The organism is Promicromonospora sp. NPDC052451, from assembly GCF_044547525.1.
Taxonomy (GTDB): Bacteria; Actinomycetota; Actinomycetes; order Actinomycetales; family Cellulomonadaceae; genus Promicromonospora.
The window spans coordinates 46,280-69,897 of record NZ_JBIUAP010000011.1; the positions used below are offsets into that span (position 1 = coordinate 46,280).

Annotated in this window: 18 protein-coding genes; 7 read left to right on the forward strand and 11 right to left on the reverse strand. The window is 70.3% G+C overall.

Going from position 1 to position 23,618, the window contains the following annotated elements:
* Positions 1 to 7: 7 nt before the first annotated feature.
* Positions 8 to 952 (forward strand): SDR family oxidoreductase, encoded by a 945-nt coding sequence (locus ACIG47_RS18980; protein ID WP_397415713.1) that lies wholly within the window; start codon positions 8 to 10, stop codon positions 950 to 952.
* Positions 953 to 1,018: 66 nt separating this feature from the next.
* Here ACIG47_RS18980 and ACIG47_RS18985 read toward each other — a convergent pair whose 3' ends face one another.
* Together ACIG47_RS18985 and ACIG47_RS18990 are read right to left on the reverse strand one after the other, a co-directional pair.
* Positions 1,019 to 2,743, reverse strand: a complete 1,725-nt coding sequence (locus ACIG47_RS18985; protein WP_397432597.1) for an acetolactate synthase large subunit — start codon at positions 2,741 to 2,743, stop codon at positions 1,019 to 1,021.
* 81 nt (positions 2,744 to 2,824) lie between these two features.
* Positions 2,825 to 3,664, reverse strand: coding sequence for a helix-turn-helix transcriptional regulator (locus ACIG47_RS18990; protein ID WP_397432598.1), 840 nt, complete (start codon positions 3,662 to 3,664; stop codon positions 2,825 to 2,827).
* Positions 3,665 to 3,828: 164 nt separating this feature from the next.
* On the opposite strand from ACIG47_RS18990, the gene ACIG47_RS18995 reads away from it, so the two are divergent.
* Complete coding sequence (locus tag ACIG47_RS18995; RefSeq protein WP_397432599.1) at positions 3,829 to 4,785, forward strand: NAD(P)-dependent alcohol dehydrogenase; 957 nt, start codon at positions 3,829 to 3,831, stop codon at positions 4,783 to 4,785.
* 20 nt (positions 4,786 to 4,805) lie between these two features.
* On the opposite strand, the gene ACIG47_RS19000 is transcribed toward ACIG47_RS18995, so the two are convergent.
* Positions 4,806 to 7,010 carry an LLM class flavin-dependent oxidoreductase gene (locus ACIG47_RS19000; protein ID WP_397432600.1) on the reverse strand — a complete coding sequence of 735 codons (2,205 nt, stop codon included), beginning with the start codon at positions 7,008 to 7,010 and terminating at the stop codon, positions 4,806 to 4,808.
* Between the two features lie 64 nt (positions 7,011 to 7,074).
* Between ACIG47_RS19000 and ACIG47_RS19005 the strand changes: the two genes are divergently transcribed.
* The 3 genes from ACIG47_RS19005 (at position 7,075) to ACIG47_RS19015 (ending at position 9,806) form a co-directional block, all read left to right on the forward strand.
* Positions 7,075 to 7,455, forward strand: coding sequence for a winged helix-turn-helix transcriptional regulator (locus ACIG47_RS19005; protein WP_397432602.1), 381 nt, complete (start codon positions 7,075 to 7,077; stop codon positions 7,453 to 7,455).
* Between the two features lie 164 nt (positions 7,456 to 7,619).
* On the forward strand, positions 7,620 to 8,444 hold the full coding sequence (locus ACIG47_RS19010; RefSeq protein ID WP_397432603.1) for an Atu4866 domain-containing protein: 825 nt from the start codon (positions 7,620 to 7,622) through the stop codon (positions 8,442 to 8,444).
* 63 nt (positions 8,445 to 8,507) lie between these two features.
* Complete coding sequence (locus tag ACIG47_RS19015; RefSeq protein WP_397432604.1) at positions 8,508 to 9,806, forward strand: amidohydrolase family protein; 1,299 nt, start codon at positions 8,508 to 8,510, stop codon at positions 9,804 to 9,806.
* Positions 9,807 to 9,876: 70 nt separating this feature from the next.
* Here the strand turns inward: ACIG47_RS19015 and ACIG47_RS19020 are convergent, their stop codons facing one another.
* From ACIG47_RS19020 to ACIG47_RS19040, 5 genes are all read right to left on the reverse strand, one after another.
* Entirely contained in the window at positions 9,877 to 13,326 is a 3,450-nt protein-coding gene (locus tag ACIG47_RS19020; RefSeq protein ID WP_397432607.1) for a S8 family serine peptidase, read from the reverse strand.
* A 220-nt stretch (positions 13,327 to 13,546) separates the two neighbouring features.
* A complete protein-coding gene (locus ACIG47_RS19025; RefSeq protein WP_397432609.1) occupies positions 13,547 to 14,668 on the reverse strand; it encodes an FAD-dependent oxidoreductase in 1,122 nt (373 codons plus the stop codon).
* A 132-nt stretch (positions 14,669 to 14,800) separates the two neighbouring features.
* On the reverse strand, positions 14,801 to 16,000 hold the full coding sequence (locus tag ACIG47_RS19030) for a serine hydrolase domain-containing protein (protein ID WP_397432611.1): 1,200 nt from the start codon (positions 15,998 to 16,000) through the stop codon (positions 14,801 to 14,803).
* A 162-nt stretch (positions 16,001 to 16,162) separates the two neighbouring features.
* Positions 16,163 to 16,378 (reverse strand): hypothetical protein, encoded by a 216-nt coding sequence (locus ACIG47_RS19035; protein WP_397432613.1) that lies wholly within the window; start codon positions 16,376 to 16,378, stop codon positions 16,163 to 16,165.
* Positions 16,379 to 16,512: 134 nt separating this feature from the next.
* Entirely contained in the window at positions 16,513 to 17,601 is a 1,089-nt protein-coding gene (locus tag ACIG47_RS19040) for a lipocalin-like domain-containing protein (RefSeq protein ID WP_397415739.1), read from the reverse strand.
* Positions 17,602 to 17,778: 177 nt separating this feature from the next.
* Here ACIG47_RS19040 and ACIG47_RS19045 point away from each other — a divergent pair, with 177 nt between their 5' ends.
* The gene (locus ACIG47_RS19045) at positions 17,779 to 18,417 is read left to right on the forward strand and encodes a TetR/AcrR family transcriptional regulator (protein ID WP_397432614.1); all 639 of its coding nucleotides are present in this window, start codon (positions 17,779 to 17,781) and stop codon (positions 18,415 to 18,417) included.
* A 270-nt stretch (positions 18,418 to 18,687) separates the two neighbouring features.
* Complete coding sequence (locus ACIG47_RS19050; RefSeq protein WP_397415743.1) at positions 18,688 to 20,226, forward strand: GMC family oxidoreductase; 1,539 nt, start codon at positions 18,688 to 18,690, stop codon at positions 20,224 to 20,226.
* Here ACIG47_RS19050 and ACIG47_RS19055 read toward each other — a convergent pair.
* The 3 genes from ACIG47_RS19055 to ACIG47_RS19065 all read right to left on the reverse strand — a co-directional run bounded on the left by ACIG47_RS19055 (position 20,207) and on the right by ACIG47_RS19065 (position 23,613).
* Positions 20,207 to 20,962: a helix-turn-helix domain-containing protein gene (locus tag ACIG47_RS19055; protein ID WP_397415745.1), complete on the reverse strand. Its 756-nt coding sequence runs from the start codon at positions 20,960 to 20,962 to the stop codon at positions 20,207 to 20,209. The two genes, ACIG47_RS19050 and ACIG47_RS19055, sit on opposite strands and share 20 nt — an antisense overlap.
* A gap of 1,032 nt (positions 20,963 to 21,994) precedes the next feature.
* Positions 21,995 to 22,744, reverse strand: a complete 750-nt coding sequence (locus ACIG47_RS19060; RefSeq protein WP_397432615.1) for a YdcF family protein — start codon at positions 22,742 to 22,744, stop codon at positions 21,995 to 21,997.
* A gap of 8 nt (positions 22,745 to 22,752) precedes the next feature.
* Entirely contained in the window at positions 22,753 to 23,613 is an 861-nt protein-coding gene (locus tag ACIG47_RS19065; RefSeq protein WP_397432810.1) for a phosphotransferase family protein, read from the reverse strand.
* Positions 23,614 to 23,618 lie beyond the last annotated feature (5 nt).

Sequence of the window (23,618 nt, forward strand, 5' to 3'; positions counted from 1 at the left end):
TGGACCAATGTCACGCAAGACCATCGATATCGTGATCCCCGATCTGTCGGGAAAGCTTGCCGTCGTCACGGGCGCGAGTGACGGCATGGGCCTCGGCATGGCCGCACGCCTCGCGGCGGCGGGCGCCGAGGTGATCATGCCCGTGCGCAACCCCCGCAAGGGAGAGGCTGCGATCACGACCATACGGAAGTCCGTGCCCGGTGCGAGAGTCTCGCTGCGGGACCTCGACCTGTCCTCGCTCGCGTCCGTCGCCGCACTCGGTGACACGTTGCGCGCGGAAGGCCGCCCGATTCATCTCCTGATCAACAACGCGGGTGTCATGACCCCACCGGAACGGCAGACCACGGCCGACGGGTTCGAGCTCCAGTTCGGCACGAACCACCTGGGTCACTTCTCCCTGGTCGCGCACCTGATGCCGCTCCTGCGGGCCGGCCGCGCGCGGGTGACCTCGCAGGTGAGCATCGCCGCCAACCGGGGCTCGATCAACTGGGACGACCTGAACTGGGAACGCAGCTACGACGGAACGCACGCCTACAGCCAGTCCAAGATCGCGGTCGGCCTGTTCGGCCTGGAGCTCGACCGGCGCAGCCGGGCGAGCGGCTGGGGTATCACGAGCAATCTCTCACAGCCTGGGGTCGCTCCCACGAACCTTCTCGCGGCACGTCCCGAGCTCGGCCGTGGCGAAGAGGTTCCCTCCCGGAGGATGATCCGCTTCCTGTCCGAGAGGGGCATCCTGCTCGGGACGGTCGAGACGGCCAAGCTGCCCGCGCTGATGGCCGCCACGGACCCCGCCGCCAAGCCCGGGGGTTTCTACGGCCCGAGCTGGCCTGGTCGCGTCGGAGGGCCGCCCGCCGAGCAGAAGCTCTACTCGCGGCTGCGCAGCACGGACGAGGCTGCACGCGTCTGGGACGTCTCCGAACAGCTGACGAAGAACACCATCGGCGCCGTCTGAAGGAAGGCCCGGACGCCGTGGGCAGGCGATGCCTCGGCACTGCCTGCCCACCGTCCGCGTGCGAGGTCAGGCGGGAGCGAGAACCGCCTCGATCAGGTGCGGGCCAGGCGTGGCGACGGCGTCCCGGAACTGGTCGTACAGCTCCTCGACGGTCGTCGCCCGGCTTGCGGGGACGCCCATTCCCGTGGCGAGCGCCACGAAGTCCAGTGCCGGGTCGTCGAGGTTCATCAGCCGTGCGGCCGCGCCGTTGTGCGGTGCCCCGACCCGTTCCAGCTCGGTGCGCAGGATCGCGTAGGAGCGATTGCTGAGGATGACGGTGGTGACGTCGAGGCGTTCGCGCGCCTGAGTCCACAGTGCCTGGATCGTGTACATGGCGCTGCCGTCCGCCTGCAGGCAGATCACGGGCCGGTCAGGGCAGGCCACCGCGGCACCGGTGGCGACAGGCAGCCCCTGGCCGATCGCGAGGCCGGTCAGCCCGAGGATGTCGTGCGCGGGTGCGCCTGACAGGGCCTCGTTCAGGTTCACCATGCCTGAGGTGACCGACTCGTCGCTGATCACGGCGTCGGGCGGAAGGAGCGCGCCGATGACGGGCGCCCAGTTCGACGGCGTCAGGACGCCGCTGCCGGTCTCCGGCCGCCTCGGCGCGGCGGGCTCGGGTTCGACGCCGTCCGCCACCAGGCCCGCGAGACGGACGAGGGCGTCCTCGACGTCGATGTCGGTGCGCCCACCCAGGACCATCCGGTCGGCGGCGTGCGGCGCGGGCCGGCTGTCGACGCCCGGGTAGGCGAAGGCCGGCACCGGGACGCCCGTACCGGCCAGCAGCAGCAGCTCGGTGCCGTGCAGCTGCCGCGCGATCGCCTCCGACCGGTAGGCGAGCGGTTCCACGGCAGGTACGCCGGCGCCCTGGCGGCGGCGTGCGGGCCACAGCTCACCCAGCAGGCGGGTGCCGGTGGCTCGTGCGATGCGGGACGCTGCGCGGAGCCCAGGTTCGCCGAGCGCCCCGCCGCCCAGGAGCAGCACCGCCCGCCGCCCCGACCGCAGCGCGACGGCCGCGTCCACGACGGACTCGTCCGACGCCACCGCGGTGGCCGGGACGTCCACCGCGGCGGCGTCCCGCGCTCCGGTCGACCAGGACACGTCGGCCGGGACGACGAGCGTGGACACCCGCCCCGAGGTTCCAGTCGTCACGTGCGTGGGATCGTCGTCGGCGGGAGCCCAGGCCGCGCGGCTGGCGGCCACCGCCGCGACCACCGCGGGTCCGACGTCGTCGACGTCGGCCACCCTGCGCACCGCCCGCGAACAGGTCGCGGCGAGGGCGATGATGTCGGACTCGAGCGGCGAGTCGAGCGCCTTGTGGTCGTCGGTGTGGTCGCCGACGACCACCACCTGCGGGCTGTGCGCACGCCGGGCGTTGTGCAGGTTGGCCACTCCGTTGGCCAGACCGGGCCCCAGATGGAGCAGGGACGCGGCCGGGCGCCCGGTCATCCTGGCGAAACCGTCGGCCGCGCCGGTGGCGACCCCTTCGAAGAGACACAGGATCCCCCGCATCTGCGGCACCGCGTCCAGAGCGGCCACCGTGTGCATCTCTGACGTGCCCGGGTTGGTGAAGCACACGTCGACCCCCGCCTGGCACAACGACCGCAGCAGCGCCTCGGCGCCGGTGACGGCGCCGGCCGCCGGACCAGGGGGCGGCGTGAGCGACGACGAGCTCACTGTCCTGGATCGCGACCGGGTGAGCAGCGACTCGGAGCGGGCGTCGTCGACCGACGCGTCATTCATACGACTGGGCATGGTGTCTCTCCCTGGTGGCGGGTAGGGCGTGCGCGACCGGCCGGCCCGCCGGGTCGCCGGCGAGCGCTCCGGGGCGCCGGGTCAACGGAGCGTCTGCGTACCGATGACGGACAGGACCTGCAGCTTCTCGTAGCTCTCGGAGCCGGGAACAGCGGTGTAGACCATCAGTGCGTGGGCCTGGTCGGGATCGACCAGCCGCTGGCAGGTGAGCTCAAGGGCACCGACCTCGGGGTGCACGAAGTGCTTGACCTCGTGCGGCCGGATCCCGATCTCGTGCTCGTCCCATACCCGGCGGAACTCCTCGCTGCTGCCCAGCAGCAGGTCAGCCAGATACGCCGCCCGGGAGTCAGGGCCGCGCAACGTGACCAGCCCTCGTAGACCCGCGGCGTACATCCGCGTCATGAAGGCGTGCTGCTCGGGCGCGTAGAGATCCCGCGCCCCCGGGTCGGTGAACCACCGGTATCCATTGCTTCGCGCAGGCCCCGTGAACCGGGTCGTGTCCCCGGTCAGCGCCACCCCCATCGGAGTCTGCCGCAAGGTCTCGCCCAGCTCCGTGACGATCTCCGCGGGAGTGTCCTCCAACCGGTCGAGGATGCGCAGCAGCCCCGGGCTGATGTGCTCGCTCGACGAGCCTCGGGCCGGCGGGTTGTGCCCGGCGAGCCGGAACAGGTGGTCACGCTCGTCGATCGACAGGTGCAGGCCCTGCGCGATCGACGCGAGCATCTGCAGCGACGGCTGCGGTCCACGCTCCCGCTCCAGGCGGGAGTAGTAGTCCGCCGACATGTTGCACAGTGTCGCGACCTCCTCCCGCCGCAGCCCGCTGGTGCGACGACGCTGCCCACGCGGCATACCCACGTCCTCCGGCTGCAACGCCTCCCGCCGACTCCGCAGAAACCCGGCCAACCCGGCACGATCGATCACGACACTCCCCCTTCTGAGAGTTCCGCCTCGTTCCTACCTTGTGCGGAGCACGGTAGCCACGGACTGACAAGCCCCCTCTACCGCGCGGAGCAGTCGCCCCGGAACCTGTTGGATGGACCTCTGTCGATCCGATGACCATTGAACGAGTGACGAAAGAGGACACGATGCGTGCTGTCCGGTACGAGGCTTATGGTCCGGCGGAGGTCCTCCGCACGGTTGAGGTCGAGGTGCCGCAGGTGGGCCGTACAGACGTAGAGGTCACCGTGGGTGGTGCGAGCGTCAGCGGCGCCGAGATACCTGTCCGCAGCGGGAACCTCAGGCGAGTTGTCCGCCAGCGGATGCCCGCCGGCACCGGTGTCGACTTCGCGGGCACGGTCACGTCGGTCGGACCAGCCGTGACACGGGTTTCGGCCGGCGACACCGTGTGGGGCGTCATGCCGCACCTGACGTTCGGCGCGGTCGCCGAACGAGTCGTCGTCCCGCAGCGGTGCGTGGCACCAGCACCCAGCAACGTCTCCGAGATCGAGGCGGCCGCTCTCGCCTCCTCCGGCACCACCGCACTGCATGCGCTCATCGCCAAGGCTGACCTCCGCCCAGGTCAACGGCTCCTCGTCCGAGGCGCGACCGGTGGTGTCGGTGTCGTCGCCGTTCAGCTCGGCGCGACGCTCGGAGCACATGTCACAGCCCTGGCCCGTGCCGACAGCCTCGACTGGATCCGCAGTCTCGGCGCGGACGAGGCCCTCGACTACCGGACCACGCGGCCGGAAGACCTCGCCACGTTCGACGTCATCGTCGACCTGGTCGGAACCCAGCTCCGCGCATTCCGCCGGCGCCTCGTCCCGAAGGGCGTCATGGTGGCGCTCGCCCTCGACTCACGGCGCCCCATCCGCTCCGCGCTGGCCGTCGCCGTCGACGGGCTCGACAGGAGGACACGGCTGACAGCGTTCAGCAACGACCCGACGCCCGCCGACCTCGTTCGCCTGCGCGGGTTCGTCGAGTCCGGTGCGATCCGCCCGGTCGTCCACGACGTGCTCCCGATGCATGAGATCGTTGCCGCGCACCACCACCTCGCGCAGGGTGGGGTGCGCGGCAAGATCGTCATCGACGCCAGGAGCCGCTAGGTCGGCGGGCCAGCTGCGGTTCAGGCCGGGTCGATGAAGAAGTTGTCCCGGAACAGACCGGCAGGGTCCCAGTGGGCCTTGAGGTCACGTAGCCGTTCCAGGTGAGCGGCCGGGAAGGCACGGGCAACCGCCTCGGGGCCGGTGTCGGTCTCGAAGCTGATGTACATCCCTTCCATGTGCTGCTGCAGCCGCGTCCACCGCTCCTCGAAGTCCGCGGTTCCTCCGCCGAGGGTGACCACGAGGAAGTTCGCATCACGCCAGGCGTAGGCGGTCGCATCCGACGGGACGTTCGCGGTGGCACCGCCCGCCGAGCGTACGGAGAGGATGAAGCCGGCGTCGGAGGCGAGCAGTTCCGCCAGGCCGTTGGCGACGTCGGTGTCCAGGTGGCGCGCCAGGGCGGAGTGTCCGTGGGGCTCGCCGTGGCCGTGCTGGGTCTCGGTCCCGAGTGGCGGGACGAGCAGGTCGCTGTACGGGACGAGCTGGACGGACTGGTTCGCGAGAGGAGCCAGCTCGGCGAAGGGCCGGAGTCGTTCGACGATCGTGTCTGGGTCGTCGGAATCGACGACGATGACCGCCTGCACCGCGGTCTGGCGTCCGCCGGGGCCGATCATGAGCGTTCCGGTGACGCTGGGATGCGCATGCTCGATCGCGGTGCCCCAGTCCTGGAGGAAGACAGCGATGTCCTCGGGGACGTAGAGAAGGAGCGCGAAGCCGACCTGAGGGCCGACGGGGTCGGTGTCGAACTCGAAGGACACCGCGATCCCGAAGTTCGCGCCGGCTCCGCGCATCCCCCAGAACAGGTCGGGGTTCTCGTCCACGCCGGCCCGCACGAGCTCACCGTCGGCCGTGACCACCTCGACCGAGCGGAGATGGTCGATGGTCAGCCCGTGCTCACGCACGAACCAACCGATGCCGCCCGCGGTGGCGAGCCCGCCGACCCCGACGGTGCCGGCATCCCCGGAGGTCAGTGCGAGGCCGCGCGGGGCGAGGGCACGCGCCACGTCGCCCCAGACGGCTCCGGGTCCCAGGCGGATGCGGTTGCCGTCGAGCAGCTCGATGGTGTCGAGCGCGTCGACGGCGATGACGATACCGCCGTCGTTCAGGGACCTGCCCGACAGGCCGTGCCCTCCGCTGAAGATGCCCAACGGCACCTCCCGGTGCTTCGCGGCGTAGCGCACGGCGTCCTGCACCTCGGCGGCCGACTGCGGCCGCAGCACGAGCGCGGGGCGCGCGCCCCGGAAGTAGCTGTGCGTGTAGCGGGCATACCCGCGCTCCTGCGGCGTGAGCGCACGGTCGGCGAGCGAGGCGGGAACAGGGTCGCCGCCGATCCCGGCACCGGCCGCTCGGGAGCTGGCCGAGGCCCCGGCCGCACCGGCGGTGTCACGGGCCTCCGCGACCCGTTCCCGGACCTCCTTGGCGGTGACCTCGGCGAAGCGGCGCAGCTCGTCGGGGTCGTCGCTCGCGAGGATGAACACGCTTGCGCCGTCCTCGATCGCGAGCCGGGCGAGCTCGTCCGCGCGGTCTCGTGCGCTGACGTTCAGCAGCCGCACGATCTGCTTCGGAGAGCGTCCGGCCTTCCGGGCGGACTCGTCGATCGTCCGGTTGCCACGGGCGAAGTCACCGGGTTGCAGCCACGGCAGGCTCGGCAGCCATCCGTCGGCCTTCCGTCCGATGATCCGCAGCATGCGGGGCCTGACCGCACCGACCCAGATCGGGATGTCGTGCGCAGGCCGGGGGCCACGGCGCGGGCCGTCGACATGGTGGATGCGACCAGCCACCCGCAACGGTGCCGGATCGTCGACGTCCCAGATGCCACGCACGATCTCCAGCGCCTCGTCCAGGCCCGACACGGCGTCGGGCGGGGTGAGCAGCGGGCCACCCATCTCGGCGATCGCCTCGTAGAAGCCGCCCGCCCCGATCCCCAGCTCGAACCGGCCGCCGCTGAGCAGGTCCAGGCTCGCCGCAGCGCGAGCGAGCACCGCGGGCTGCCGCAGCGGAAGATTCAGCACGTTCCCTGCGACATGGATGCGCTCGGTACGCGCAGCGACCCATGACAGCAACGTCCACGTGTCGTGGAACACCGCCTGATAGGGATGATCCTGGCACGTCACAAGATCCAGGCCGATGTCCTCGCTGACGACCGCCAGGTCGGCTGCGTGCCGAGCGGGTGCGGCGAGGGGCGAGATGAAGCTGCCGAACCGCAGCGGATGTCCGTAATCAGGCATGCAGTCAGTCTCGGCAGAGCGCACCCGGCCCGCAAAGCCAGAGTAACTGAGTTACTATTGGTAAGTGACTTCCTCGCCAACGTCCCCGCCCTCCACCTCCTGGCGCCACGCCGACGAGGCGCAGTGCCGGCACGCCAGCAAGGTCCTCGAGGTGGTGGGTCAGCGTTGGTCGCCGAGCATCCTGCTCGCGCTGGGGCGCGGCGTCGAGCGCTTCGGCGAGATCATCGCGATGACGGCCGGCCTCTCACCGCGGATGCTCACCCTCCGGCTCAAGCAGCTGGAAGCCGCTCACCTGGTCGAGCGCACCGTGATCCCCACGACGCCAGTCACGATCCGTTATCGGCTCACAGCACAGGGGCTGGATCTCATCGACGCGCTCCACTCCGTCGCCGGTTACGTGCAACGCTGGGAGGTCGACGCCGCCGCACCCCTCCCCTCGACCTGACGAAGCAGGGTACGGGGAGACCTGGCAGCACGGTCGGGAGAGCGTCAGGAGGGCCGGTCGTCGCGTCGGCTCGTGCCCGCGGTCCGACCCGGCGGTCCTGGGTGCGTCGCACCCAGGAACCCGGCAGCCTTCCTCGGCCGGCACCCGGCTGCCAGGGTGCCGCCATGACGACGAACACGCCCGCGCGCCGGCGGATGGCCCTGACGGCCGCCGCTGCTGTCGCCGTCGCGGCGCTCGGCGCTGCTTGCACGGACGACGGCGCAGCGCAGCGGTCACGCCCGCCCGCGGTCCAGGGCACGGAGCGACCTCCCGCCGGGCAGACCGACGAGCGGGGCACCGACGATCCGTTCGTCCTCCGGGGTGCGACGGTCATGAGGACTCCCACCACCTCGGTGCGCGAGGACCTGTATGTCGCTGACGGAGTGCTCGTGGAACCGACCCGGGACGAGCACACCGTGGTCGATGCCTCGGGCACGTACGCGGTCCCGCTCACGGTCGAGAGCGCAGTGTCCCGACGACCCGTGTCGCAGCGGAACATCCATGACCTGGTTCCCGGCAACCGGGCGACGTTCGCGCTCGTACGCCGCCCGGTCGGCGAGGTGCAGGTCCGCACCATGCTCGTGATCGACCCCGCTGACCTGGCAGCGGTCTACGTGTCCGGGCACCTGGAGGCACTCGACGGACGGCCGACTCGCCCGGCCGGCGCAGACCTGACCGACCCGGCCGCGGCGCAGACCTGGGTCGGGACGTGGGTGGACCCCGCCCGTGACGTGGAGCAGCACCTGCTGGCCGACGGACGCTACTCCGAGACCCGTAGCGGCCGCGCGGATGCCTACACGGGACGGTACTGGGTCCGCGACGACAGGATCACCTATCTGGACGACAGCGGTTTCTGGGCGTTCGGTGAGCTGCTGGACGGCACGCTCCACCACGCCGGCCTCGTGATGGACCGCCCCGATCTCAGCCTGGGATCGGCAGAGCCTGGATGATCCCGCTCCCGATCGCCAGCCTTGGGGGCAGCCCTCGATCAGCACCAACCAAGGGAACCGAACATGATCATCAAGAACGTGACCGTCATCGACGGCACCGGCGCCGCCGGCCTGCCGGCCATGGACGTCCGTATCGCCGATGGGCGATTCGAGGACATCCGTCCCTCCGGCGCGGACACCGCCAGGCCGTCGAGCGAGGGCACACACGACGACGACGTGGTCCTGGACGGGCGCGGCGGCTATCTCCTGCCCGGCCTGTGGGAGAGCCACACCCACCTGACCGGGCTCGACATGTCCCTTCCGGAGGCCGAACGGCTACCGCAGGTCCTGAGCACCCTGTCCGGCTACCTGGACTCGGGCATCACGTCCGTGTGTGACCTCGGGGGCTCGGTCACGCAGGGCCGTACCATCCGCGAGGCCCGCCAGGCCGGCCACACCGCGGCATCGCTGTTCTTCGCCGGACCGGTCCTCACCGGTGTCCAGGGCTGGCCCCTGTCGTTCCACGGCGAGCGTTCCATGGCCGTCGAGGTGGGCAATGCCGACGAGGCACGTCGGCAGGTCGAGAAGCTGCTCGATCAGGTCGACTTCGTCAAGTGCATCCTCGACGGACGACCCACCGGCGGCGAGCGACTCCCCGTGGCCGCACTCGAGGCGGTCGTCCAGACCGCGCACGGTGCAGGCAAGAACGTACTGGTCCATGTGGCAACCGGCACCGACCTGCGGGACGCGGTCGCGGCTGGAGCCGACTGCATCGAGCACGCTTTCATTCCGCAGGACCCCACCGACACGAGCGAGGCCGAGCAGATCGCCGACCTGCTCGCCCGCACGGGAACGCTCTACTGCCCCACGCTCGTCACCTGGGAGCAGCTGGGCCGCAGCGGGGACCCCGCCCACCTGGACAAGCTCGTCGTCGACGGCATCTCCTCGGCCGAGGACGCGGCCGCGATCGCGGCTCGCCCCACCTGGGGCATGCCGTTCCCCCATCACCCGGCCGACGAGTCACTGACCCGGTTCGACCACGCCGTGCGCACACTGCCCCTCTTCCACGAGGCCGGCGTCAAGCTCGTCGCCGGCAGCGACATCACGATCGGCATGCCCACCCCGGGCAGCGCCCTGCTGCGCGAGCTGCAGCTGTTCGCCCAGGCCGGGCTGCCCCTGTCCGAAGTCGTCACCACGGCCACCAGCCACGCCGCGGAAAGGGTCGGCCAGCGGGACAGCGCGGGCACCGTGACCGTGGGCGCCGTCGCCGACGCCCTGCTCCTGGACGCCGACCCGCACACGGACATCTCGCACCTGATCGATCCACGCCACCACCAAGCCGTCATCAGCTCCGGCCGTCTCGTCCGGTCGATCGGCATCTGACGCGGGCGCAGGCAGCCCGGTCCGGAGCAACGCGGGAGCCCGGCCGTCCGCCGGGCTCCCGCGTGTGGCGTCAGTTGCCGGGCACCCGCAGGCCCGCGGCAGGTTGTCCGACCTGGTAGGCCCCGATCGTCGTCTCGTGGACCGAGCCCTGCGGGTTCGACGCCTCGACGTCGAGCGAGATCTGCTCCGCTCCCGACGGCGCCGCGACGGTCAGCACGAAGGTACCGTCGCCCTTCGGCCTGGCCACGGCACGGTGCCAGGTCGCGCCGTCGTCGGACGACCATCGGACCTGGGCCGACGTCGCCGCCGAGCCGGCTCCGCCGTCGGACGCACGCGCATCGATGGTGATCGTCGTGCGCCGCGGTGCGATCCCGTCCAGGCCGAGCCCGGCGACGGCGTAGTCGACGTCGAGCAGCGGCAACAGGGAGTCGAGCTCTCCGGCCGGGCCGGCGGTGAACTCCCACACGCCCGTCACCCGCGGGGCTGTGGGCCAGCCGTCGTCGCGCGTGCCCGAGTACTCGAGGCGCAACGGCGTCGGCTCCTGCGGCATGGGGACGACCACCCGTGCGCCCTGGGTGTCGCTGACCAGCTCGCCGTCCTGCCACAGGCGCACCCGGTGGTCCGCGTCCCAGAGGCTGCTCCAGTGGTCGTCGCCGTCGGTCCAGCCGGAGAGGGTGACCAGGAGGTTCTCCCTGCTGTCCCGGACCTGTGCGCTGCTGGAGTGGACCGCACCGCCGAACACGGTCGTGTACCGGCTGCCCGCCACGTAGGACGTCGGTGCGGACACGTACGCGCCGTGGTCGACGATGTCGCCGTCCTCCGTCTCCTCGTCGAACGTCGCGCGCTTGGTCCATTCGATGTCACCCGCGAGCAGGTACTCGGTCCGTGCCGTGCCCGGTGCCACCGTGTCACTGAGGCCGAAGCTGGCGGGGAACCCAGGCAGCGCCGCGAAGCTGGACACCCACGCCGTCGCACCCTGCGGGGCGTGCCCGTAGCCGGTGCGGACGGTGGCCAGCTCGTCGCGGCGCACGTCGAACTCGAGGTCCGTGCCAACCTGATGCTGGAAGGCGAGGTCATAGGTGTAGGTGGGCTCGTGTCCCGCCTCGACGGGCTCCCGCAGCACAAAGAGGTTCATCAGCCGGACCTCGCCGGCCGTCGCGGCACCCGAGTCGGCGAGGTACAGCTCCGTCTCACCGGACACTCCGTAGTCGTACGGGTAGATGTTGGTGCGTCCATGTTCGTCCAGCATCAGGTAGCTGAACACGCTCCGCACCGCCTCCGCGGGCCTCGGCGTGCTGACCGAGACCGGCATCGCGCCCTCGGCGCTGAGGGTGACGGTGGTGTCGTCGGTGACCCGGACGTCTGCGTCCGCGACACCGGTGACGGCGTCGAACTGCCACGTGTCGTAGTCGCCCTCGCTCAGCGCGCCGACGACGCCGTAGGTCCCGGCGGGGACGCGCACGGTGAGCTCCCCGTCGAAGACATCGAAGGACTCGCTGTACCGCGTGTGGTCGTCGAGGTTCATCAGGGAGAGCGAGGACCAGCCGTCCATGGGCTCGCCGTCCCGGCCCTCGGTCCGGATCGTCAGGTCGAACCGCTCGGGCAGCTTCTCGTAACCGAGCGCGGTGCGCACCGTCGCGCCGGCGGACGGCCCGCCGACGACGGTCGCGGTGACCGCACCGGAGTACCGGCCCACCGGCCCGACCGAGTTGTCGAGCATGACGTCCACCGAGGCCGTACCACCCGCCGGGACGGTCAGGACCTCCGTACCGAGGGTGACCCCGCCGTCCACCGGCGCGCCGTCCGGGCCGCGGAAGTCCGTGGAGAGGGCAAGCTCGAGGTCCTGGTCGGACGGGTTGGCATAGGTCAGTGGCTTGGTCGCTGCCCCGTCACGGCCGGTCTCCAGCGCCCCGAAGGACAGCGAGGCCGGCTGCGCGGTGGCCGGGAGGTCGAGCGCCCCAGGGATCCAGACCCGGCCGGCGCCCTCGTCCCAGACCGTCGTGCCCGCCGGTCCCGGCCGGGCCGAGCCCATCAGCCGTGCCTTGAGCTCGTCGGCGCCCCACCCGGGGTGCGCGCTCTTCAGCACGGCGGCCGCCCCGGCCGCGTGCGGGGCCGCCATCGAGGTACCGCCCACTTCGGTGTACCACTCGTTGACGACCGTGCCCATGCTCGTCCCCGCGGCCCGCGCGGCGACGATTCCCACGCCGGGTGCGGTCACGTCCGGCTTGATCGCACCGTCGCCCACCCGTGGCCCCTTGCTGGAGGTCGCGGCCAGCACGTCGTGGTCATCCACCGAGCCGACGGTGAGGGCGGCGTCCGCGGTGCCGGGGGACCCGATCGACCCGTTGGTGCGCCGGTTGCCTGCAGAGACGACGAACAGGGTGTCGTGCTGCGCGGTCAGCTCGTTCACGGCGGTGGCGAGCGGGTCTGTGCCGTCGGTGGCACCGAAGTTCAGGCTCATGTTGACGATGTCGGCGCCCTGGGCCGCTGCCCACTCCATCCCGGCGATCACCGTGGACTCCTCGTCGTCGTAGCCGTCCGTGACCTTTCCGAACAGCAGGTCCGCGCCAGGCGCGACGCCCTGGTTCGCGCCACCGGACGCCTCCCCCGAGCCGGCCACGATCGATCCGACATGGGTTCCGTGCCCGTTGTGGTCCGCCACGCCACCAGATCCGGTGAAGTCCCGGCTGCCGACGATCGACTGGTCGAGGTCGGGATGCGTCACGTCGACACCCGAGTCGAGCACCGCGACCGTGACCCCTTCCCCGGTATGGCCGGCGTCCCAGGCGGCCGGAGCGCCGATCTGCGGCATCGAGTCCGCGTCCGACGACTCGACCGGCTCGTCCAGGTACACGTGCGCGACGCGGCCTGCCGCCCTCTCGGCAGCGGCTGGGACCCGGCCCGCGGCCGCGCGGGCCATCACGCGTACGCCCGCACCCCCGCCAGGGTGCGTCGCGCGCAGGGCATCCAGGAGGTCACCCGCGTCCTCCGCGTCCAGGCGGGCAGAGACCGCGCCGATGGACTCCAGCCGGTGTTCCGGATCGACGCCCAGGGCCGCCCAGTCCGGCTCGGCCCCGGCACTCGTCCTGGCCGACGACGCCGGCGCGGCCGGACCGCCGGCACTCGCCAGGATCACCGGGACGTCGGTCCGGTACTCGTCGTGCTGGATATCGGCGAGCTTCGCCACGTCGAACAGGTCGCGGTCCAGGACCTCCGGCACCAGAGGAGCAACATCGGCCGGTACGACGTAGAGCGCGTCACCCACCGCCTGCTGCCGGACGACCATGTGCTCCCGGCCCGGTCCGTGCAGCACCGTCGCCGTACGGCGCCCGTCCGCGGACGTGGACACCACCACCCGGTCGCCCGTCAGGAGGGTGACCGTCCGGGCCGGCAAGGCGGCCTCGGAACCCCGGGCTGACGACGACCCGTCGGCCGTCGATGTCGTGGTGGGTGATGCGGCGTTCGCCGCGACGTACCCTCCCAGGGCCGTGGTCGCGCTCAGCACTACCGCGATCGTCATGGACGCTCTTGCTCTGCCACGCACTTCTTGCTCCTCGCGTCGTCGGAATGGGAGGTGGTCGGAACGTGCTCCCCCCTCAAGACGCCGCTGATCAGCGAGATGTGGAGTCCGGACACCCACGACTTTCGTGGTCGACGTGCGTCAGGAGCAGAAGGTGACCGATCTGACGGGGCGAGGCTGACACGCGCCTTCGCCACCCTGGACCCCATCGGAAGCACATCTACTTCGCGCGGACTCCGCGGTAGATCAGACGACTGATGACGTGACGTTCGAGAAGGTCATCAACCTGGACGGAGTAGCGGATGTCGCCGCCGGAAGCGTGAAAGACGTGCAGCCCGTCGCGGAGAGGGCCCAGCACCGATCCCCACGCATGAGACGGAGAACGCCAGGTACGAGTCCCTCTCCCGCGGAGCGATCTCGCGATGTTGCGGGCGACCAGCTCGGCACCGTTGTTGCGCGCTGTGGAGCGCAGCGGGTCGCTGGCCGCCACGTCACCCACGGCCCAGATCCCGTCGTGACCCGGCACGCTCAGGTTCGCCTCGACCCGCACAAAACCCTCGGCACCCAGCAAGGTGCGGGGCAACCACTCCGTGTTGGGGCGGGCCCGGCCGATCGCCCAGAGGACGAGAGCAGCCTCCGCCGGCGCCTGACCGGTGGCAAAACGTACGGGTCCCGATGACAGCGACGTGTCGGACGGAGCCTCCGCACGGTGACGGGGATGCAGGCGAACGCCGAGCCCCTCAAGCCGGGACCGCACCAGGTCCCACACGCGAGGGTGATGTCTCGTCAAGGCACGGTCGCCCGGGAAGTAGACGGACACCTGCTTGTGCCGGAACGCCTCGGCGAGCTGAGCGGCGCTGCCCATCGCGGCAGGGCCGCCGCCGACGATAGCGATCGACTCGGCCGCCGCGACCCGTGCGTGCATCAGGGCCAGGCCCTTTTCGATGCCGGCTTGGTTCTGCAGGTCAGGGCGGCGCCAGGCTCCGTTGCGCACGCCAGTGGCGATCAGAAGCGCGTCATAGGGCTCACGGTTCGTGGCCCCCTCGGCCGACCGCACGGTCACCGTTCGAGCTCCCTCGTCAAGGCCGGTGAGCGTGCCGTGCACCACCCGGGTCCGGTCCAGAGCGCGGAACCGTGAGAACGCGATGTTGTACTGGTCCGCCCACCTGCCGGGTCGAGCCAGCCGCAGACCGAGGTCCCGTCCGCTGAGCCATGCGGACGTGGTGGAGATCCCCACCACGTCGATCTGGCGGTCGTACCGAGCGAGGTTCACCGCGGCGATCAGGCCGGTATCACCAAGCCCCGCGACCACGACCCGGGCACGACCGGTAGTTGCGGACACAGTTGACCTCCATCGTGTAGAGCGCACTGGCGCACGGTCGCGGGACCGACACCGGATCGCCTCGTCCAGGGCGTCGCGAAGCTGCTCGTCGAAGCCGGGCAGCGACATGGTGCTGTGATTGCTCAGCCGGGGTCAGCCCAAGCTCTCGACCAGCGCAGCGACGATGTCGCTGGACCGCTGGTCCGGCAGCGAGCCGAACTGGCTGGGCAGATAGGCGAAGCCCACCCGGGCGTCTGCGTCGGCGAAGCACAGGCCGCCGGCGGCGCCGTCGTGCCCAAAACTGCTGGCGCCGAGCAGCGGGTGTGCCTGCGAGGCCGTCATGAAGCCGGTGCCCCAGACGGTGTGCGGCGCGGGCAGCTGGGGCCCGGTGATCTGTGGTCCGGAGCTCAGGGCGCGCCGGGCATCTTGGAGCGTGTCGGGCCGCAGCAGGGGCCCACGCGGTTCGCCGGCGCCGCTGTCGACCTCGGAGACGAGAGCCGCATGCAGTTTGGCGAAGCTACGGGCGGTGCCGATGCCGTTGCCCGCGGGCACCTCGGCAGCCCATAGGCGCGCGTTGTTCCAGGCGCTCTCCATCGACACCCCGACCAGCGGGATCGGCACCGCGCCGTTCAGCGTGACGGCTCGGATGGCCGTGTCATCGGTGAGCATCACGGCGAGCTGCTCCCGCAGCTGATCCGGGACGTCACGTGGATCGGCCGGCAACACTGTCGCGACGCGCGAGTGCTCAGCCTCCGGTAAGCCGATCCACAGGTCCAGCCCGAGCGGCTCGCTGAGCTCGCGCCGGAGTATGGCGCCCATGGTGGAGCCTGTAGCGCGGCGCACGACCTCGCCGAGGATCGTGCCAAGGGTGATGGCGTGGTAGCCGTGCGCGGTCCCCGGCTGCCACAACGGCTTCTGGTCCTCGAGCGCCCGCAACACGGGCTCGCCGTCCACGACGTCGTCGAACGTCAGGGGCGCGTCAACCACCGGGACCCCGGCGCGGTGCGCCAAGACCTGCCGCACCGTGACGTCCTGCTTGCCGTTCGCGTCGAACTCGGGCCAGTACGTCCCGACCGTGGTGTCGAGGTCGATGCGCCCCTGATCGACGAGGTGCAGGACGACGATCGTTGCGATGCTCTTGGTGCAGGAGTACGCAAGGGTCATCGTGTCACGACTCCACGGCCTGCCGGCCGTGACGTCGGCGATCCCGCCCCAGACATCGACGACCAACTCCCCGTCCTGGTAGACGGCCAGTGAGGCACCGCCGAACGGTCCTGCATCCAGGCTCTTGTCGAACGCGTCAACGACGGGTTCGAACCGCGGGTCGTGGTAGCCGTGGGACGGTCTGCTCATAGCATCCTTCTTTCGTCAGAAGTGACGGTTGCTCTTCTGCGAAGAGGGTGCCTGGCGGCCTCGACCGGCGACCGCCTCGATCACCCCATCGGGCGCGAACAGCCTCTTCGGGCGTCTGTCTATCGGTTGCGGGCAGCGCTAGCCACGCCCTGCCGATCCCCCTCACGCCTCACAGGCGCGGCCCGGTCCGCATCTGCCATCCAGGTCGAACACGGCCAGTTGCGTGACGAGGCCGAGTTCGGCCAGGCGGACATGGCCGTGCGGGCTGCGGGCCAACCGCCCGTGAGGCCCGGGGCGAGGCGCCGTGTTGCAGAAGCACTCGACCGGTTCGGCCTGGACGAGCGTCCACAAGGCCACCGGCATCCCGGTGCTCAGCACGCCCGTCACCCCGACGAGCTGATCGACCGCCTCAAGACGGGGCGGCCGCTCGGTGACCGTCGTCGGCGATCCCCGACTGCCGGCACGGTACTAGCGGCGGGTCCGAGGGAGGCAGATCACGCCGTTGCCCCGGTTCAGGGGCGCGCCTTGCCGAAGTACATCAGCTCCCACAGCGCGTCGGCGGCGTGGCTCTCGACCAGCTGCCCGGCCTTGTACCGCTCGACCCGCATCTCTCCGGTGAACCGCAGGTAGGCGCCGTCGAACCGGGCGAGCTTGGCGGCGGCCTTCTTGGGCCCCTCGAGGTTGTCGACGAACTTGGACGCCGTCAGGTCGTGGTACCGGTTGTACGTCACGACGTAGCGCTCGTCGCCGTCCGTGTAGGTGTAGCGGGTCACGTTGCCCACGGGCTTACCGGTGTGCTGGTCGGTGTACGGGCCGAGCTCCTCGAAGGTCACCTTGGCGCCGTCGTCGCCGATGAGCCGTCCGTCGCGGGCCAGCATGAACACCGGCAGCTCCGCGTACCCGTAACGCTTCTCCGCGGTGATGTAGGAGGCGATGACCGAGTACGGGCCGGCCGCGCCGCGCGCCCAGTACCAGTGGTGCATGAGGTCGAGCATCGAGGCGTTGCCCCAGTTGTGGTCGTGGTAGCCGACGCCGCTCGTGGTGACCGCCCGTCCACCCGCGCTGTAGGTCACGTCGACGGCGCCCTGCGGCACCGACGGGAGCCAGGCGAAGTAGTCGCCGTCGTCCCCGAAGTACCAGCACCCCGTCTCGGGGCGCCAGGCCGGCACCTGACCGGTCAGCGTGATGTCGACCTCGACGTCCTCCAGCGTGGCGCGGATCGTGTAACGGTGCAGGTCGCCGGCGAACACGTTGTCGCCGATGCGCACGTCGCAGGCCTCGGTGGAGGCCGAGAAGGCCTCGGGATCGAACTCGACGAGCTTCTGGATCGCGGTGCCGTCCGGGAGGGTCAGGTCGATCCGGATCGTCGGGTCGAGCGACTTCTTCAGGTCGGTGAACTGCTTGGTGAAGAAGACTACGACCAGCTTGGCGCCGTCGGCCAGATGGGCGTCGAAGTACCACCACTCGTAGGTGCCCGCGGAGCCGTCGGTGCGCATCCCGTCCTCCCTGGGCTCGATGTGGCCCGGAGCGATGCCGAGCCGGGCGTAGTCCTCGGGCGTGCTGCCGAGGCGAGCCGGGACGACAGTGCCGGTGACAGACATGGTCCTACCTCCTGTGGGAACGGATCCGTGCTTAAATATCCATGTGTCTATTATCTGCCTACCGACAGCATGACCCACGTGCCGGGTCCAGACAAGCGGCGTGATGAATCGGCCCTTCCGACGGCACCGCGCGGACGAGGGCGCCCCCGGACCGGACAGGAACCCGACTCGGACCGGTTGCTGCAGGGCGCCCTGGACGCGTTCGCCGACCAGGGCTACGACGGCACGTCCGTGCGCGAGCTGAGCCGCCGCCTCGGCGTCAGCCACGCCCTGCTGACCGCGCGCTACGGCTCCAAGGAGGGCCTCTGGTTCGCGGCGATGGAGCACGCCCTGGCCCAGTCCGAACGGACCTGGAGAGACATCGACGAGTCGCCCGCCCTCGACGACCTCGAGGCGCTCCGGCAGGCGCTCGTGCGCCAGGTGATCTTCTCCGCCACGCACCCCCAGGTGCTGCGGATCATGAATCGCGAGGGGTCGATCGACAGCCCGCGCGTGCGGTTCGTCGTCGATCGGTTCGTCAACCCGCTGCGCCCTGGCGTCGAGCACCTGCTCTCCCGCCTCGTCGCAGCCGGACGGATCCGCCCCATGCCCTACGCGACCCTGCACTTCCTGGCGGTCGGAGGTGGCGGCGCAATCTTCGCCAACGACGTCGAAGCAGCACTGCTCGGCGCCCCATCACCCCCTGACGCCGCCGACATCCGCGCTCACGCCGAAGCCGTGGCGGACATCTGCATCGCAGGGATCGCGGTCGCACCGTCAGGCGCTGAGCCCGCATCAGAGCTGTCGTCCGAACGGGGCAGCGGCAGGACTGCCTGACGCAGACGTGTTCACCGTCGGGGCCAGCGACCGCTCGGGGGCCCAACTCCCGCCCGCGTTCCTGGTCGAGCGTGCCAAGTCTCCAGATGGGGACGTGAGCTTCTCGGCCTCTGATGTCCCGAGCTCGTCGTAGATGGCGTGCACGTGTGCGTAGTGGTCGACAGCGCCTGTCTGGACCCGGTCGTCCGCTCAGCGGACGCCGGTTGGCCGTGGTGGTCGCTCTCGCAGCACTGTTCAACCTGTCGAACGTGAACGGGATGAGGGGACTGCATGATGACTGCATCGCAATACGACTTCGTGGTGTGCGGCGCTGGGTCGGCCGGATCGGCGGTGGCCGGGCGCCTGGCGGAAGATCCCGCCGTCTCGGTGTTGCTGATCGAAGCGGGTGGCGACGACCGGGACCCGGCCATCACCAACCCGGAGATGTGGCCGTTGAACCAGGGCACCGACAGGGTGTGGGATTTCACCACCGCACCCGAACCGGCGGTCAACGGCCGGTCGTTGCCGTATGCCATGGGCCGCGTGCTGGGTGGCGGCGGCAGCGTCAACGTCTCGATCTGGATCCGCGGGCACGGCGACGACTGGGACTTCTTCGCCCGGGAGACCGGCGACCCGGCCTGGAGCCACGACAACGTCCGCCGGTTGTTCGATCGCATCGAGAGCGGCCCGATGTGGGTGCAGGACACCCAGGACATCCATCCCTACGGTGAAGCCGTGCTGGCTGCGGCCCAGGAAGCCGGCTTCCCGCGGTACGCCAATCCCAACGGGGCTCTGACGGAGGCCGATCGCGGAACCGCGCCGCGTCAGGAGATCATCCGCGACGGGCGACGCCAATCGCCGTACCAGTCCTATGTGGCTCTGCGGCCCCGGCCCAACCTGACCGTGCTGCACGACGCACTGGTCACGGAGGTGCTGTTCGAAGGGAACCGCGCCGTCGGGGTCAAGGTGCGGCACTCCGACCAGAACCTCGAGATTCACGCCACGGCCGAGGTGGTGCTCTCGCTCGGAGCGGTCGGTACGCCGAAAGCGCTGCTGCTGTCGGGCGTGGGCGACGCAACGCAGCTACGCCGGCACGGAATCGCCGTACGAGCGCACCTGCCCGGCGTAGGGCGTAACCTCCACGACCACGCTGTGCTCCCCCTCGTCTGGCAGGCTGCCCCCGACGCGGACCTCAGCGGTCCCCTCGAAAGCCGGGCCGGGGTGTTCTGGAACCTGACCGACGCCGCCGGCGATCCACCGTCGATCCTGTACTCAGCGATGGGCGCACAGGTGTCGCACACGGTCGCGGCGCGCGGCGGGCTGCCTGAGCACGCGGTTACCTTCCTGCTCGGCGTCAGGATGCACGACACGGGCCGCGTCAGGCTCGCGTCGGCCGACCCTTCGGTCAACCCGATCATCGAGACCGGCTTCTTCGCCAACCCGGCTGACGTCGACAGCGCGCTGCGCGCTCTCGACACCGCGCGGACCATCGGCAGGGCCGACGCCCTGAGGGCGTTTCTGGGAGAGGAAGCCCTGCCTGGCCCCGTCGGCCGCGACGCCCGCGCCGACTACCTGCGTGACGCGGTGCAGACCTTCTGGCACCAGAGCGGAACCGCACGCATGGGCCGCGACGACATGGCCGTGCTCGACTCGCGTCTCCGCGTGATCGGGTGCGAGGGACTACGGGTGGCCGACGCCTCGGCCATGCCCCGGGTGACGGTGGCCAACACCATGGCGTCCAGCGTGCTGATCGGCGAACAGGCCGCGGAGTTCATCCGAGCCGACCACGGCCTGTCCCACGGAGCGGAGGTCAGCTCGGCAACGCCGTGAGGCGCTGCAGCGAGGCCGCTGCCCGGTGCACCATCGGGGCGAACCGGTCCGTGGACCGCGGCTCGACGGAAGCGATCTGCAGGGCCGCCCGTCGCCCCGAGGGCAGGAATACCGGGACGGCGTAGCAGGTGAAGCCTTCCTGCACGGCACTGTGATCGGAACTGACACCGATGCTGCGGTGCTGCGACGAAGGCCCGCGTTGGTCGGCGAGGACCAGGCCGGGCGCGCTGAAGTGCGGCATGGTGTCACCCGGGCGGTGCCCGACCGGCAGGCTCGTCTGGCCGGGCACCGTCTCCAGCACGACGAAGGACGAGCTGTCCGGGACCACCAGCGAAGCCGTGGCGCCGGTGCCCGCCCGTAACGTCCGGAGAACGTCGGCAGCCGATTCGCGCAGCCCGGCGTACGGCTCGACCTGACGCGCCAACCCCATGAGCCCGGCCGCCAACGTCCAGTGACCCTCGATGAGATCCACGGCACCGGCCTCACGCAGCTGCGCCAGCAACCGGTGCACCGTCGGCCGCGGAATCCGCGTAAGCCGGACAAGTTGCGCCACCTGGCCGTTCGGCGTCGTCTGCGGCAACGCGTGAAGGAGCTGGAATGCCCCTTCGATCACGCCCCGGCCTGGCGACCTGTCCGGCGTACTCTCCTCCGACATCGTCATCTCACCCTCGCAGCTGCAGAAGATCATCTGTCCATCGGTTGCGGACAGGGCCAGTACCACAGGCAGCAACTGCACAGTCCACAGGTCGCCTCCCCCGTGTCCAGAGTTGCCCCTGTCATGTGGTGCCCATTCCCTCGCGTCGCACGATCGGCGACGGCACCGATCCTCCCGCGCGCTGCTCAGGCCCATACAGGCCCCGCCGATCCCAGGATCGCGAGGTCACTGTGTCAGTGTGCTGCCGGACGTGGCGACGCTCGACAAGCTCGTTGACGCCGTCGTGGAAGCGGGCGGGGATCAGTGCCGGGGTGACCTGGTGGTCCGGGGCCTGGTGGAAGGCGGACCTGGCAGGAACACGACCTGCCGGCGCCGACACGGGAAAGACAGCGTGATCCCGCGCTTCGGTGGCCTCTTGTGTGAACTCTTGTGTGGCCGGGGACGGAATGGGGACAACTTCCGCCGTCGAGCCCGGTCACATGGCTACTCCCGGGGGAACAAGAAACGCCCCTCACCTGCAACAACAGGTGAGGGGCGATCGGTCGGGCTGACAGGATTTGAACCTGCGACCCCTTGGAGGAATCGAAGGCCCTGCAGCACGACCGAACAGCTCTAGAAAGTCACGGGTTTCATTGGAATCTTGCGGATCGGCTCGCACCGACATGTCACAGGCTAGCGGGTCACGTCGGGTCTGCGCGGGTTGAATCTGATGAGTATTCGATGACCGTCCGGGGCAGCTCCGTAGCACCAACCTGGGGCAGGTCGTCGTAAGCGAAGCAGGGCCGCCTCAGACCATGCCGACCGTCCCGTGCGTCCCAACTGCTCGAAACCAGCAGGGCGGCACGCGCCGCTTGCGCGACCCAGTCACCTATCCGTGCAGCAGTCCCCCACAACAAGTCGGTGCCACCCGGCTGGGCCACCACGGACTGCTGCGCCATCGGCGTCGGGAACCCGGCATGGGACGAGACACTGACCTGGCTCATGAAGCGAACGGGCGCATTCCAGCACGACGTGTGATACCAAAGCCGCGGAACCTCGTCAGACTCATGCCACAAGGCACTCACCGTCACCGCCTCCTCTCACAACCTCGCGCACCCCGAACGCCCACCGCGCTCACCGCCCCGTCAGGACGAGCTTCGTGATCGCCATGAGCTCCCGCACGTAGTCGACGGGGATCTGGTGCCACGGGGTGTCCGCGTGTGCGTGGGTGCCGCCGACTCCCGCTCCCTGGGCGATCTCGCCCGCCCGGTACACGTGGTAGTCACTCGTGATGAAGACCGTCGTGTAGTCCGTGTCGAAGCGTGCGTCGAGAAGGCTCTTCGCGAGGACGAAGTTCTCGTACGTGCTGGTCGACCGGTCCTCCCGGATGATCCGGTCCCCCGGGACCCCGTGCGAGAGCAGATACCTCTCCATCGCGAGCGCCTCGGTGATGGACTCCCCGGGCCCTTGGCCTCCGGCGACGACGATGACGGCTTCCGGGTTCGCGGAGGAGTACTCGACGGCCACGTCCAGCCGGGAGCGGAGCGACGGCGTCACCTCCTCGCCCTTCAGTGCCGTCCCGAGGACGACGACGGCATCCTCCTGGTGCGAGGTGGTGTCCGTCCTGCCGTGAGCCGCGATGGATACGAAGAAGAGGAGCATCAGGACGCTGACGGTGACGACGAGGGCGTCCACCCGCCGAAACGGCCCTCGTTGAGCGGTGCCCCCGATCCTGTCCCGGTACAGTCCGTAGCACAGGTAGAGGACGCCGAGCCCGAACGTCGCGATGACGCCGGAGTTGAGGCTGACCGTGACCAGCACGAACAGGGCATCGACGATCAGGACCGCTCCGACGACGACCCAGAGGATCTTCGCGAGCCTCACCACCCAGACTATGGTTCGTCCAGGCGGCTGACGACAACGTCGAGCGTCGGCCACGGCGGGCCGGCGCGCAGCACGCGCAGGAGCTCCTCGCCGAACAGCTTCCCCCTCGGGAACTGGTCGCTGACGTCCCAGCGCCAGGCGGCGACCATCGCGAGGACGAGCTGTCGGCACTCGTCCAGCAGGTCCCGGTCGACGCCCGGGTAGTGCTCACTGATCGCCGCGGGAACATGGGCGAGATCGAACTCGACAGGTCCCCGGCAGCCGGTCTCGAGGTCGATGAACAACGGCCCGTGCCTCGTGCTGAGCACGTTGCCCGGGTGCGGCTCACCATGCAGGAGCTGCTCGACGGCGCCACGGGCGTCGATCGCTCGTCGCAGGTCCGCCAGTCTGCCGCCGAGGAGCGTGCGGTCCGTGTCGGCGAGCTCCGGTGAGCGGCCCGGGTCGGCGACGATCTCCTCCGCCTCTGTGATCCGGTCCGTGAAGCGAGGGCTCGGCAGGTCGACCGTGCGCATGCCCTCGTGCAGCCGTCTCAACGCCTTGGCGACGTCGACCGGTGACGGCTGGGGTGTCACGGGCTCGTAGTAGGTCCACAGTGTCACGGCGAAGCCGTCGCGCGTGTACACCCGTGGGGCCACCCGGGGCTCCAGGTGAGCCAGCGGCGCTCCGATCTCGACGAGCCGCTGGGCGAGGTCGACCTCGAACCGTGCGACCTCCTGTCCCACCGGGGCGATGCGGGCGAAGACGTCGCACGGCGTCAGCCGCAGGGCCAGCTTGTTCGAGCTGTGGAGCACGACGGCGTCGTCGGCAGGCAGGTGCAGGGCTGCCGCGACCGAGGTCGCGGCCGTGATCGCACGCGTGACGTCGGTCATCTCCA